Origin of the sequence: Empedobacter sp. UBA5036 (genome assembly GCF_002415215.1) — a bacterium.
GTDB lineage: Bacteria > Bacteroidota > Bacteroidia > Flavobacteriales > Weeksellaceae > Empedobacter > Empedobacter falsenii_B.
In genome coordinates this window covers 1-13,449 of record NZ_DICC01000043.1, presented here as the reverse complement: position 1 = coordinate 13,449, position 13,449 = coordinate 1, and the positions used below count along the sequence as shown (strand labels likewise).

Below are 13,449 nucleotides of genomic sequence, written 5' to 3'. Positions count from 1 at the left end.
ACTTTAAGAGACAGTCCTAAAAAAGTTCAAATTTTGAACTTTTTTTTAATTTGTATAATAGTTATTATTCTCTAAAAAATTATAACCCAAATCATAATATTGTATTGGTTCATTTTTAAACTTTATTTGAAAGCGTTGATGATCCGTTTGCAATGATTCTAAACTTTTTGGGTTAAAATATTTGTGCTCAGAATCCCAATAATAATTAGGTCTAAAATTGTTTATTTTTATAGTTTTAGATGTAAATTTAAATGGATTTGTTTGATGTTTCATCAATTCTGTCCATAAATAGAACATCTGATAATTACTAAAATCTTCTCCATTTTCTGTTTTATAAAAATAAAGAGGGTTTTGAATTGAAAAATAATTTTGAGATTGATACGGTTTTTTATCTTCCAAATAATAATCCATCAATCGTAAAATATCTAATAATTGTTTAACTTTCGGTGGTCCATCATTTAAATAGAATGAAATTTTCTTGATTACTTTTTCGTCTTTTACAAAGACTAATTCTTCGTAATTACCATCTGTTGCAAGCCTTTCATATTTATTTGGTAAATTCTTAATATCAATCTGATTTAATATTTTTTTAAAGTAATTAAAATATTCCTTATTAATTTTGCCTTTGTAAAGACCTTCTATATTTGTAAATTTTTCACCATCATATATAAAAGTCCCATCAGCCTCTATTCGATAATTATAAATAGGACAAGTTCCATAACAACCACTACTTGTAACGATTATTGCATCAAATTTGTTTTGATAAACTTGTTGTGCTTTTTCTTTAACAAGCATAAAGTTTTCGAAGTAAATAGTATCATTTGTAAATTTCTTTATTTCACCATACTCGATATCTTGTTTTGTTAGTGTATTGTACCAATAAATAATGGAATCTTTAATAATGAATTTTGTCTTATAACCTAAATAATTATTTTTTTTTGTTTTTTTATTATAATTGTGAAATTGATTAGCGTCAAACAATGTATCATTTTGAAAAGTGTATAAAACATTAGGTTTGAAAAAAAAATCAGGAGGAGGTAAATCTTCATCTATCATAGTTTCTTCAGGATAATATTCTTTTATCCAATTTCCTTGTAAAGCATTATTAGCTTTACCATCAAAGGAATTGTGACAACTTGTGATAATTATTAATAGTAGAATATATTGGCTTAATTTATTCATTTTAAACTTTATTTAAATAAATATAGTGATTATTAAAAATAAAAAAAGCAACTTTTAATAAGTTGCTTTTATATATTAATGAGAATGTACATGCATTGAAACGGTTAAATAAGCGAGAATAAAACCGACTAAAATAGAACCAAACTTCTTCAAATTAAATTTATGTCCTTCATTACTTTCAAATAAGATTACTGTAGAAATGTGTAAAAATATTCCCGAAACAATTGCACTCATTTCCAAAGAATAATTAGAAATAATGGTATGTTTTCCTAAGAAATACCCCATTGGAGCAGCTAAAGCAAACAAGGTCATAAACAAAAAACGCTTTGCGTTCGATTCTGTATGTTGACATAATGCGCTAAACAAAATCATCGAAACTGGAATATTATGAACAAAAATTGCCCACATAAAATTGTGAGATTCAGCATTTGCAACAGGAATTCCTTCGATAATCGAGTGTAAAAATAATCCGCCAAAAATTCCAAAAGGAAATTGCTCTTTTTTGTGCAAATGAATATGTCCGTGCTCAACGCCTTTACTGATCGTTTCTAAAATATATTGCACAACAACACCTAATAAAACAAACAATCCAATAGAATGATGGCTATGATTTTCGGATGGATGTCCATAGACTTGCGGTAAAATTTCTAAAACGGTCATCGCTAAGAAATATGCTCCACTAAAGGTTAGCAGTAGTTTTGAATTGTGTTTATTTTTGAGTAATATTCGAGAAAATAAAACTCCAATTAACACACTTGAAATTAAGATTAAACTTTCTTTCATTTGTTTAAAACTAGAATTAATCGGTCAGAAGTTTGTTCATCAAAAGCATCAAGATTATAATTTCCAAATACTTTATCTAAAATAAAACCTTCCGTTTCGTATATTTTTTTGAAATCGTTGAAATAAATTAAACGAACAAACTCTTCAAAATGAAATATTTCGCCTTTATCTGTGAAATCAATTTCTTTTTTGATAAAACCATTTTCGACAGATTTTGTGATTTTGAATAAAATTCCATCAATCAGCTTTTCCTCATAAGGAATCATTGTCGAAACTACTTTTTCTGCATTCAGATAATCTAAAACAAAGATTCCATGTGATTTTATTTGTTGTTTTACAGTTTCAAAAACTTTAAAATTATCTTCATAATTTTCAAAATAACCAAAACTTGTAAAAAGATTGAAAACCGCGTCAAATTCGTTTGGATGATAAACTTCGCGCATATCATGTTTTTCAAATTTTAAATATTCATTTTCAAATTGTTTAGCGTACTTGATACTTTCTTCAGATAAATCGATTCCCAAAACATCAAAACCTAATTTATTTAATGTAATAGCATGTCGTCCCTTTCCACAAGCTAAATCTAACACTTTTGCGTACTGTGGAAGTTGTAAATATTTCGTGATTTTTTGAATAAAATCTTCCGCTTCTGTAAGACTCCTGTTCTTGTATAAAATATGATAATATGGCGAGTTAAACCATTTTACAAACCATTGTAAATCCATTGTTGTTATTTTTGGCAATTTGGGCAAGTTCCTGTGATGACGCAATTGCAATCTTGCATCGAAAATCCTTCGGGTAAACTAATTTTTATTTCTTCTTTTAAGCAAATAAGTTGATTGCAAGTCGTGCAACGAAAATGAAAATGATCGTGATGATGCTCTGCATGCTCACAACATGTCTTGCACATTGCAAAATAATTTACGCCGTCATCTCCCACAACTTTATGCATCATTCCGTCTTCGCAAAAATTATTCAGAATACGATAAATCGTTGCTCTGTCCATTTTTCCTTGCAATTGTGTCTCAATTTGTTCCTGATTTAATGCAGTCGTACACGAATTGAACAAATCTATAACCGCTTGTTTGGTTGGTGTATTTCGTCTTTTCATTTCTTAATGCAAATATGTTGCAATAATACAAATTTTATGGGAAATAAAAAATCCTATTCGAAAGTGAATAGGATTTTTTTGTAAAGATAAATTTATTTCAGCTTCTATATTTTTATTTCTAATTCTGAAACAAGTTCAGAATGAATTTTTGTTAAAATTAAATTGATTTATTTAGAAATAGCTTCGCACTTTTCTTTCAACCAAGCTGTTTCTTTTTCGTCTAAGAATGGAGAAATTTTCTCGAAAACAAATTGATGATAGTTATTTAACCATGTAATTTCTTCGTTTGTCATTAAATTAACATCAATCAAATTTTTCTCAATTGGGAAAACTGTAATAATTTCGAATTTCAAGAAATCACCAAATTGAGTAGACATCGCTGGTTGAACAATCATTAGATTCTCGATTCTGATTCCGTATTCACCATCGCGATACAAACCAGGTTCGTTAGAAAGCACCATTCCAGCTTTTAGTGGAGTTAAATTCTCTTCTAAACGAATACTTTGTGGCCCTTCGTGTACACATAAGAAATGACCAACTCCGTGTCCAGTTCCGTGCCCATAATTGAAACCGTTTTCCCAAAGCGCTTTACGCGACAAAACATCTAACAAAGAACCACGAGAATTAACAGGAAAAATAGCTTCCGATAAACCAATATTTCCTTTAAGAACTAAGGTATAATCTGTTTTTTGTTGCGCCGTTGGTTCTCCTAACATCAATGTGCGTGTAATGTCTGTTGTTCCTTCCAAAAATTGAGCTCCAGAATCGATTAACAACATTTCTTTACATCCTAATGTATAAGCAGTTTCAGGTGAAGCAGAGTAGTGGTTCATTGCGCCGTGGTCTGCGTAACCACAGATTGTTCCGAAACTTGCACCTTTACAATTTTCCTGTTGCAAACGGAAAAATTTCAATTGCTCATCAACTGTAACTTCATTAATATTATTGTCGATATTTTCTTCTAACCAGATGAAAAATTTAGTCAATGCAACGCCATCTTTTACCATAGCATTTCTGAAACCTTCTTGCTCGATTTCATTTTTAACCGATTTTAAGTTTGTTACTGGAGAAGCAGCTAAATTAATAGTTGAAGAAGTAGAAATTGCTTCGTATAACGATTGATTAATTCGATTTCCATCTACCAATACATGCGATTTTTCGTTTTGTTTCTTTAAATAATCATAAATCGTTAAATAAGGTTGAATTGTAATTCCTTCATTTGCTAAAGCAGTTTTTGTTTCTGGAGTTACTTTCGCTTCATCTATAAATAAATACGCATTTTCTGTATCTACAGCAGCATACGAAATTGTCAATGGATTATAGTTAACATCATTTCCACGAATGTTAAACAACCATGCAATTTCGTCCAACGAATTCATAATGTAGACATTTGTATTCGCTTTTTTCATCTCATTGCGTACTTCCGAAATTTTTTCTGAAGCAGATTTTCCAGCAAATTTTACATCATAAATATAGAACGGATTTTCTGGTAAAGCAGGACGATCTTGCCAAGCTAAATCAATTAAATCAATATTTTTAACTGAAAGTTGATTGAATGAAAACTCATTAAAATTTTCTGCAAAAGCATTGTGTGCAAACATTTGAGGATTAAGTCCTACAACTTCTCCTTCTTTTAATTGAGAAATAATCCATTCGTTGATAGAAGGAGTTTCTGGCATTCTCATTTTCATCAACTCAAAAGTCGTGTCTTTTAATTGATCTTCTGCCTGAATAAAATATCTCGAATCCGTCCAAACAGCCGCTTTTTCTAATGTAACAACTGCAGTTCCAGCCGATCCATTGAAACCTGAAATCCATGTACGCTCTTTCCAACGATTTGGTAAATATTCGCTTCCGTGCGGATCTGTTCCAGGAATAATTGTTGCGCTAACTCCATTTTGTTTCATAACCTCTCTCAAAGCTGAAAGACGATCTGTGATTTTTTCCATTTTATATCGAATTCTAAAAAATTAAACTTTAATAGCCGAAAGGTACGAAGAATGTCGATGAAGGAAAATATAGAAATTAAAAAATATTATTAAGATTATTATCTGGTTTCATCACGATGTTTTTCTGATAAAACAGGTTCTGCAAAAGCAATAAATTCATTTTCTTGTAATTCGATTAATTTATCAAAAACAGATTTATAATTTATTTTTAAAGGAATTTCTAGAACAAAGTATTTTTCATTCAGCGCTTCACTTTCACAATTCAAATTCTTGAAAATATTTCTAATATCATCTCTATTAATTTCATCATTCATTATTATAACTTGAACTGTCGAATTTCCAGAAAATTCAATTACTTTTCTAAAAGTCAAACATTCTTCATCGTTATCATATTCAGCAAATACTATATCGTCACTTGAAAAACATGGACCATAGAACGGAATATTTTCAATTTTATATAATCCTTTTTCTTTGTCTATGGTTTCTGTCCAAAGTGTTTCAACTATTTCTTCTTCTAAAACCTTACTATAATATCGAACCAATATTTTTTCATATTTAGTTTCTTGATCCATGAAATATTTTTTGTTAAGATATAAATTAGTTTAGAATTTCGAAAAACAATTATTCCTTTCTCAATTTCCTTTATTTCCCGTACTTTTGTAAAAATTTTATTTCCTTGGAAAATTTCAGAATGATTGCGAAAACCTTTTTTGGTTTCGAAGAAATATTAGCGCAAGAATTAAAAGCGTTGGGTGCGGCAGATGTTAAAATTCAAAACCGAATGGTTGAATTTAATGGCGATTTAGGTTTTATGTACAAAGCAAATTATAGCTTGCGTACAGCACTTCGTATACAGAAGCCAATTCTTTCGTTTTCTGCGAAAAATGATCATCAATTGTACGAGAAATTCAAGAAATTTCATTGGGAAAATTATCTGAATGTTGATCAAACTTTTATGATTGATCCAACTATTCACTCAGATTATTTTACGCATTCGCATTACGCAGCGCTTAAAGTAAAAGATGCTATTGTAGATCGATTCAAAGAAAAAAATGGTCGTCGTCCAAGTATCGATAAAGATTTTCCAGATGTACGTTTTAACTTACATATTTCGCACGATAAAATTACGTTGTCGTTAGATTCTTCTGGAGAATCGTTGCACAAACGTGGTTATAGAGAAGAAACTGGTCCAGCTCCAATTAACGAGGTTTTAGCAGCAGGTTTGTTGTTGCAAGCGGGTTATGATGGAAAAGGAAATTACCTTGATCCGATGTGTGGTTCAGGAACAATGTTGATTGAAGCGGCGATGATTGCAAATAATATTCCGCCACAAATTCATCGTAAGCATTTTGCATTTCAGAATTGGCCAGATTATGACGAAACATTGTTTACACAAATTCGTAATACGCGTTTAAATCGAATCAAGGAATCAGAATATAAAATTGTAGGTTACGAAATTTCTCCAATGATGGTAAAAATCGCGCAGATGAATATAAAATCTGCTGATTTAGAAGATTTCATTGAAGTTAGAAATCAAGATTTCTTTACATCTAAAAAGGAATTGTTCCCAGTTTTATTGGTGTTCAATCCGCCTTATGATGAGCGTATCGAAAATAATAATCAAGAATTTTACAAACAAATTGGTGACACGTTAAAATCGAGTTATCCAAATACATTGGCGTGGTTTATCACATCAGATTTACAAGCCAAAAAATATGTCGGTTTACGTCCTTCGAAAAAAGTAAAAGTGTTTAACGGTAAGTTAGAATGCGACTTTTTACAATACGAAATGTACGAAGGAAGTAAAAAAGCTAAAAATCAAAATTAAGAGAAGTGAGTCAATTTATAAAAGAAATTTGTCAAGATCAAAAAGTATATCTTTTAACTTCGGAAGAAGGTTTTGCTGTTTCGTATTCAGAGGAATTTGAGTATGAAGATAGCTCTAATTTAGAGGTTATTTGTTTTTGGTCGAATACAGATTTAGCTGAAAAAGCGAAACAAAATCAATGGGCAAATCATAAAATTGATTCGATAGATTTGAATACTTTTTTAGAAGAATGGTTGTTCGGAATGATTGAAGAAGTTTCTTTGGTTGGAATTAATTTTGACGAAACTTCGAAAGGAGAGGAGCAAAGTCCATTGGATACTATTTTGGCAATTGTTCATGAATTGAATCAATCAAAATCAACTTTCAAATTGAATCATTTTAAGAGTTTAGATGAAATTCAGAAAGTGACATTAGAGTTGAAAGAATCATTCAATCAATAATATATTTTGGGAAAAGAAGATTTGCAACTTTCGATAATTATTGCCGTTTACGAACGTCAAGATGAATTGACAGAATTATTGTCAAGTTTAGTGAAACAAACGGATAAGTTATTCGAAATTATTATTGTAGATGATGGTTCTCAAAATAAATTGGTTACAGTTTGTGCTAAATTTGAAACTCAATTAGATCTTCATTATTATTACAAAACAAATTCAGGTCCAGGAAAATCGAGAAATTTTGGAATGGAAAAAGCGAATGGAAATTATTTCATTTTTTTAGATTCTGATACGATTATTCCTTCGACTTATATTGAATCGGTTAAAAAAGAATTAACAAACAATTTTGTTGATGCTTTTGGTGGTCCAGATGATGCAGATGATTCGTTTACAGATTTGCAGAAAGCGATTACTTTTTCGATGACTTCTTTTTTGACAACAGGAGGAATCAGAGGAGGAAAAAAGCAAATTGGTAAATTTCAGCCGCGTAGTTTTAATATGGGAATTTCTCGAAAAGCCTACGAAAAAACGGGTGGTTTTGCTGATTTGCGTGTTGGAGAAGATCCAGATTTATCGCTGCGTTTGTGGGAAAATGGTTTTGAAACGCGATTATTTCAAGATTCGAAAGTGATACATAAACGTAGAACTTCGTTAAAGAAATTTGCGAAACAAGTTTATCAATTTGGAGTTGCACGCCCAATTCTAAATCAACGTCATCCAAATTATATCAAACCAACTTTTTGGTTTCCGAGTTTATTTTTTGTCGGAACTTTAGTTGCATTTTTATTTTTATTGTTGAGTTTTATTCTTCCAAAACATCAATTTATCCTACAAACCCCATTTGTTTTGTGGTTAATTTACATGTTTTTGATTTTTATTTTCTCAACTATTCGTTTTAAATCAGCGGTAGTTGGTTTATTGTCGATTCAAACAACTTTAATTCAATTTTTCAATTATGGTTATGGATTTTTAGAAAGTCAATTCAGGTTGAATATTCTCAAACAGAATCCTAAAAAAGTTTTTCCGAGTCATTATCATATCGATTAAATATAAAAAATAAAGGTCAAGAGAAATCTTGACCTTCTTAATTTCAAAGCATTGCTTTGAAATCTAACTTAAAATACTAATAAACTCAAATTTAACATTTATTGTTGAGATTAAATCATAAATACTCTATTGTATTTTGTTAATCAATTAGTTAAAATAGGTTTATTAAATGAGTTTTCAATAAAATATCGTAATAATTGATTAATTTTCTTAAATAGTTAGTTGTATAGAAATCTATTCTATTTAAATCCATTTAGGTTTAAAAAATTTTATTTTAGCTATTTATACTAGTTCCATTCAATCTTTTCGATTAGTTCTCTCAAATATTTCGTAATTTTGCAGACTTAAATTAGAGTAATGCGTACAAAATCGACTGGAAAAAAGAAAATTAATGTAATTACGTTAGGATGTTCTAAAAATGTATACGATTCTGAGGTGTTAATGGGACAGCTAAAAGCCAATGGGAAAGAGGTTGTACATGAACAATCTGGGGAAATTGTAGTGATTAATACTTGTGGTTTCATTGATAATGCAAAGGAAGAAAGTGTTGATACAATTTTAGATTATGTGCAACGTAAGGAAGATGGTTTGGTAGAAAAAGTTTTCGTGACAGGATGTTTGTCAGAGCGATATAAACCAGATTTAGTTGAACAAATTCCAAATGTTGATCAATATTTTGGTACGCGCGAGTTACCATTATTGTTAAAAGCTTTAGGAGCAGATTACAAGCACGAATTAGTTGGAGAACGTTTAACAACAACTCCTCGTCATTATGCTTATCTTAAAATTGCAGAAGGTTGTGATCGCCCTTGTTCTTTCTGTGCAATTCCTTTGATGCGTGGAGGAAATGTTTCTCGTCCAATCGAAGATTTAGTTACAGAAGCTACTAAATTGGCGAAAAATGGAACGAAAGAATTAATTTTGATTGCGCAAGATTTAACGTATTATGGATTAGATATTTATAAAAAACGTGAATTAGCGACTTTATTAAAAGAGTTAGTGAAAATTGAAGGAATCGAATGGATTCGTTTGCATTACGCATTTCCAGCTGGTTTCCCAGAAGATGTTTTGGATGTAATTCGCGAAGAACCTAAAGTTTGTAATTATATTGATATTCCGTTACAACATATTTCAACAAAATTATTAAAATCAATGCGTCGTGGAACAACACACGAAAAAACAAATGCTTTGTTAGATGCAATGCGTACAAAAGTTCCTGATATGGCGATTCGTACGACGTTAATTTGTGGTTATCCAGGTGAAACCGAAGAAGATTTCCAAGAAATGAAAGCGTGGGTACAAGAGCAAAAATTTGATCGTCTTGGATGTTTTACTTATTCACACGAAGAAAATACTCATGCTTATAATTTGGAAGATGATGTCCCAGAAGAAGTAAAACAACAACGTGTTGAAGAGATTATGGAAATTCAATCTCAGATTTCGTACGATTTGAATCAAGAAAAAATTGGAAAACAATTTAGAGTAATGATTGATCGCAAAGAAGGTGAGAATTTTATTGGTCGTACAGAATATGATTCGCCAGATGTTGATAATGAAGTTTTGATTTCTGCAATTGATACCTATTTACCAGTTGGTGATTTTGTAAATGTAGAGATTATCGAAGCTTACGAATTCGATTTAATTGGAAAAGTAATTGATTAATCAATTTTAGATATAACAAAAAACCACTTCAAATGAAGTGGTTTTTTTATGCTTAATTTTTTTCTTTATTTTTTCAATATTTCATCAAAAAATTCTTTCGAATCGTTATCAAACGTAGGTTTTTGTAACAATAATTGGGAGATTTTTACAATTTTATCAAAATCTTGTTGCGTAAAATATTCACCAAAATGTTCATTGCAAAAATCACCTAAATTTCCTAAAACGATATTCACTTCTTCTTCGCTCAACTCACCTTTTTGTTTCCAACGTTCACGGAACAAACTTGCAGCTAAATAAGAAGAAATATCGATCAAATCATCTATCGAAATATTAGATCCGTTTTTCAATTTTGCCATAATCAACGTATCCATATCGCGATAAATTACTTCTCGTATTGTCAAATCTTTATTTTCCATTCTTTGTATTCTTTCGCAAAATTAGAGATTAAAATTTGGATCTACTTGAAATTTCATCAATTCTTTCGTCTTCGGATGCGTAAATTCTAAGGATTCGGCATGTAAATGCAAACGATTTGTTTTCGTACCATATAAATCATCACCAATAATTGGTGCATTTAGTCCCAAACGATGCGAAGCATGCATGCGCAACTGATGTGTACGACCGGTAATTGGATAAAAATAGACAAGCGTTTTATTGTCTTTTCTTGCAATGACTTCATACTTTGTCTGCGCCGTTTTTCCATGTTCATAACAAACCATTTGTCTCGGTCTATCGTCCAAATCCACACGTAAAGGTAAATCTATAAAACCATTATCGCGCTCAATATTTCCATCTAAAAGTGCAATGTAGCGTTTCTGAACTTTACGTTTAATGAATTGTTGTTGAAGAAGTTTATGACTTTCTTTATTTAACGCCAAAACAAGAATTCCAGAAGTTGACATATCCAAACGATGAACAATAATTGGACCTGTTGCCAATGGAAATTGATGTTTAATTCTAAGATAAACCGAATCTTTAATCTCAATTCCAGGAACAGAAAGAAACTCTTCTGGTTTATTGATGACAACCAAATCATTATCTTGATATAAAATTTCTAACTCTTCAACAGTTGAATTTTGCTTCAACAATAAGTTTTCATTCAGTTCAATTCCTTGCAACATATGTCCTAAAATAGGCTCACATTTTCCTGTACAAGCTGGATAAAATTGACCATGTTTTCTAACCTCAGATTTTGGCGAATCTCCCCACCAAAACTCAGCCATACAAATTGGTTCTAAATCATTTTGAAACGCATATTGCAATAATTTGGGTGCAGCACATTCACCAGCAGCAGCTGGAGGTTGTTGAAATACAGTTGTTGAAAAAATTTCTAATAATCCTTTTTCTTGCTTAAACTTATTCAAGAATTGATATTGATTAAACAATTGATTTTGAAGTAAATTAGATTTTATTTTTCGTTCTTCTTTTAATGAATTGATTTCATTCTCAAAAACATTTATTTTGCTTAATAAAATCTGTTTTTCAGAATCAAGTTTTTCATTTAGAATTCTAAATTCATATTTATCACGTAAACTTTGTTTGACTAAATCTTCTTCAAAAAATTGAATTTCTTCTTGAGATAAAGTTGGAGAAATTGTTTCTCGTTGGGATTTTCGGTCTTTTTTATTTAATTTTAATAGTTGTTTTCCTTCTTCAATTTTTAACTTAGAATTGATTTCAAATTGAATAAAATCTTCTTTAACTTGTAAATAGTTTTGATCATTTTCTAATGATTCTAAAATACGATTGATTTCATTCAAACGTTCTTCTTGTTCTAAGAAAAAACCATTTTTATTCAACATATCAAAAATAGGTGGAACAAAAAATTTGTGTTGATTAGTATTAGCCAATTTACCTGAAACTGCCGCTAAATATCCTACTTCATTCTTTTGATTTCGAACAACTAAAACACCAAACATTTTACCAATTGGAGTGGAAGATTGGTCATTTTCTAAACCAAAATTATGTTCAAAATCGGTTTGATTTTCCAAGTATTCTTGTAGCTCTCTACATGCTTGCTTCGCAATTTCAGTAGGTTCATAATAAAATGGATAATCAAACTTTTTGGGAAGTTCGTACGTAGTAATTGGATGTTTAAAATATTGAAAATAATTGGACATTTGCTTCTTTAAAATCGATGCAAAGATACAGTTTAAGCAATAAATTTTGAAATTGTATTACTCAATTCGTTCCAATAAATACCAATTATCTTTCAATTTTTTAGATATTTTATATTCATTTTGAAATTCATAACGATTTTTACTCTCTGGACTTTTAGTGTAAAATAATTTATTATAGTTAACCCGTTGTGCATATTAAATAATTTGAGTTTTTAGATTATTAATATTTCGATTAAAGTATGTTTTATTAATGTACTGAACCACAGTAAGTGCAGTAATTTTAGCTAGAATTCTGGTTTTAAATCCTTCAAAAGTCTTTGCATAATTTCGTCTAATCATAAACTGATCACATAGTTGAGAAAATAACGTTTCAATTCTTTTTCGATACTTTTTGAATGGATAAAACTGAGGTTTATACTCTTTTTGATTGGATCTTTTCGGTGTTTCTAATCGAATATTAGCTTCATTAAATAAGTCAATTTGAATTGTTTGTGACAAATATCCTTTGTCTCCAAGTAGCACACAATCATACATTTGAGTTTTAACATCTTTCAAAAAATGAATGTCATGAACAGATGCGGGACTGATATCAATACTCTGGAAAACACCATTTAAAGAACAAATAGCATGAAGTTTATAGCCATAAAAAGACATTTGCTGAGAAGCACAAAAACCTCTATTTGGTGCACTATACTGATGTTCTTTGCAAATTTTCGAGCGATTAATTCTTGCTATTTTACACACCTCCAACGGCATACTATCAACTATGAAACAATTTTCAAATTCATTAAATTCTTTCGCTAATTTGAGACGAATACTATTAATTTGCTTTGATAATCTACGTTTTCTACGATTGTAAATACTACGCTCAATTTTACAACTTAACGCATTAGGAAGATTTCGAAATAAATGATTTTCACTATCAATACCCATAAATTCAGCGGTTAAGACAAGACTGATGAGTTCTAAATCAAAAAGTTTAGGTCTTCTACGTTGATAAATTAAAAGTGTATCTGTTGATATTTTTCGTAGAACTTCCAATATTCTTTCGTAATTTGCAAGTAAGTTGTTCATTGTATATGTTTTGTAGTTAATGCAATTTACTGATTTTCAATCACATGAACAACTTTATTATTTAGTAATCAAAATGCACAACGGGTATATAATTAGTATTTTGATAAACTACAGCTATTTATTTTGTAACATTAAAGAAAAGGCATTATTTTTTTTATTTTAGGGTGTTGTATTTTTTTATTTTCTACAACTTTATAAACATTGGTTAATAAGAAATTTATGAGAAACATTTTACTTGCTTAAGCATTAACTGAAC

Annotated in this window: 13 protein-coding genes; 4 read left to right on the top strand and 9 right to left on the bottom strand. The window is 30.0% G+C overall.

Annotated elements, in window-relative coordinates; genetic code table 11:
* Positions 1–45: 45 nt before the first annotated feature.
* The 6 genes from B4J88_RS07645 to B4J88_RS07620 form a co-directional block, all read right to left on the bottom strand.
* The gene (locus B4J88_RS07645) at positions 46–1,182 is read right to left on the bottom strand and encodes a DUF6438 domain-containing protein (protein ID WP_291067125.1); all 1,137 of its coding nucleotides are present in this window, start codon (positions 1,180–1,182) and stop codon (positions 46–48) included.
* A gap of 75 nt (positions 1,183–1,257) precedes the next feature.
* On the bottom strand, positions 1,258–1,965 hold the full coding sequence (locus B4J88_RS07640) for a ZIP family metal transporter (RefSeq protein ID WP_221855878.1): 708 nt from the start codon (positions 1,963–1,965) through the stop codon (positions 1,258–1,260).
* Positions 1,962–2,690, bottom strand: a complete 729-nt coding sequence (locus B4J88_RS07635; RefSeq protein ID WP_291067123.1) for a class I SAM-dependent methyltransferase — start codon at positions 2,688–2,690, stop codon at positions 1,962–1,964. The genes B4J88_RS07640 and B4J88_RS07635 overlap by 4 nt, the downstream gene beginning before the upstream one ends.
* 5 nt (positions 2,691–2,695) lie before the next feature.
* Complete coding sequence (locus B4J88_RS07630) at positions 2,696–3,076, bottom strand: Fur family transcriptional regulator (protein WP_291067121.1); 381 nt, start codon at positions 3,074–3,076, stop codon at positions 2,696–2,698.
* 167 nt (positions 3,077–3,243) lie between these two features.
* Positions 3,244–5,025, bottom strand: coding sequence for an aminopeptidase P family protein (locus tag B4J88_RS07625; protein WP_291067119.1), 1,782 nt, complete (start codon positions 5,023–5,025; stop codon positions 3,244–3,246).
* Positions 5,026–5,123: 98 nt separating this feature from the next.
* On the bottom strand, positions 5,124–5,597 hold the full coding sequence (locus B4J88_RS07620) for a DUF4265 domain-containing protein (RefSeq protein WP_038331503.1): 474 nt from the start codon (positions 5,595–5,597) through the stop codon (positions 5,124–5,126).
* A 98-nt stretch (positions 5,598–5,695) separates the two neighbouring features.
* On the opposite strand from B4J88_RS07620, the gene B4J88_RS07615 reads away from it, so the two are divergent.
* The 4 genes from B4J88_RS07615 (at position 5,696) to rimO (ending at position 9,999) form a co-directional block, all read left to right on the top strand.
* A complete protein-coding gene (locus B4J88_RS07615; RefSeq protein ID WP_260391955.1) occupies positions 5,696–6,853 on the top strand; it encodes a THUMP domain-containing class I SAM-dependent RNA methyltransferase in 1,158 nt (385 codons plus the stop codon).
* Between the two features lie 5 nt (positions 6,854–6,858).
* Positions 6,859–7,293 (top strand): DUF2750 domain-containing protein, encoded by a 435-nt coding sequence (locus B4J88_RS07610; RefSeq protein ID WP_180904557.1) that lies wholly within the window; start codon positions 6,859–6,861, stop codon positions 7,291–7,293.
* Positions 7,294–7,299: 6 nt separating this feature from the next.
* On the top strand, positions 7,300–8,337 hold the full coding sequence (locus B4J88_RS07605; RefSeq protein WP_291067117.1) for a glycosyltransferase: 1,038 nt from the start codon (positions 7,300–7,302) through the stop codon (positions 8,335–8,337).
* A 357-nt stretch (positions 8,338–8,694) separates the two neighbouring features.
* The gene (rimO, locus tag B4J88_RS07600; RefSeq protein WP_291067115.1) at positions 8,695–9,999 is read left to right on the top strand and encodes a 30S ribosomal protein S12 methylthiotransferase RimO; all 1,305 of its coding nucleotides are present in this window, start codon (positions 8,695–8,697) and stop codon (positions 9,997–9,999) included.
* Between the two features lie 65 nt (positions 10,000–10,064).
* On the opposite strand, the gene B4J88_RS07595 is transcribed toward rimO, so the two are convergent.
* The 3 genes from B4J88_RS07595 to B4J88_RS07585 form a co-directional block, all read right to left on the bottom strand.
* Positions 10,065–10,415: a hypothetical protein gene (locus B4J88_RS07595; protein WP_219035247.1), complete on the bottom strand. Its 351-nt coding sequence runs from the start codon at positions 10,413–10,415 to the stop codon at positions 10,065–10,067.
* A gap of 21 nt (positions 10,416–10,436) precedes the next feature.
* Complete coding sequence (locus tag B4J88_RS07590) at positions 10,437–12,119, bottom strand: RluA family pseudouridine synthase (protein ID WP_291067113.1); 1,683 nt, start codon at positions 12,117–12,119, stop codon at positions 10,437–10,439.
* A 195-nt stretch (positions 12,120–12,314) separates the two neighbouring features.
* Positions 12,315–13,193, bottom strand: coding sequence for an IS982 family transposase (locus tag B4J88_RS07585; RefSeq protein WP_291067111.1), 879 nt, complete (start codon positions 13,191–13,193; stop codon positions 12,315–12,317).
* Positions 13,194–13,449 lie beyond the last annotated feature (256 nt).

What these genes read in the sequence shown, in the direction of transcription:
- B4J88_RS07645 (WP_291067125.1), bottom strand. Translation starts at nt 1,182, where the DNA reads ATGAATAAATTAAGCCAATATATTCTACTATTAATAATTATCACAAGT.
- B4J88_RS07640 (WP_221855878.1), bottom strand. Translation starts at nt 1,965, where the DNA reads ATGAAAGAAAGTTTAATCTTAATTTCAAGTGTGTTAATTGGAGTTTTA.
- B4J88_RS07635 (WP_291067123.1), bottom strand. Translation starts at nt 2,690, where the DNA reads ATGGATTTACAATGGTTTGTAAAATGGTTTAACTCGCCATATTATCAT.
- B4J88_RS07630 (WP_291067121.1), bottom strand. Translation starts at nt 3,076, where the DNA reads ATGAAAAGACGAAATACACCAACCAAACAAGCGGTTATAGATTTGTTC.
- B4J88_RS07625 (WP_291067119.1), bottom strand. Translation starts at nt 5,025, where the DNA reads ATGGAAAAAATCACAGATCGTCTTTCAGCTTTGAGAGAGGTTATGAAA.
- B4J88_RS07620 (WP_038331503.1), bottom strand. Translation starts at nt 5,597, where the DNA reads ATGGATCAAGAAACTAAATATGAAAAAATATTGGTTCGATATTATAGT.
- rimO (WP_291067115.1), top strand. Translation starts at nt 8,695, where the DNA reads ATGCGTACAAAATCGACTGGAAAAAAGAAAATTAATGTAATTACGTTA.
- B4J88_RS07595 (WP_219035247.1), bottom strand. Translation starts at nt 10,415, where the DNA reads ATGGAAAATAAAGATTTGACAATACGAGAAGTAATTTATCGCGATATG.
- B4J88_RS07590 (WP_291067113.1), bottom strand. Translation starts at nt 12,119, where the DNA reads ATGTCCAATTATTTTCAATATTTTAAACATCCAATTACTACGTACGAA.
- B4J88_RS07585 (WP_291067111.1), bottom strand. Translation starts at nt 13,193, where the DNA reads ATGAACAACTTACTTGCAAATTACGAAAGAATATTGGAAGTTCTACGA.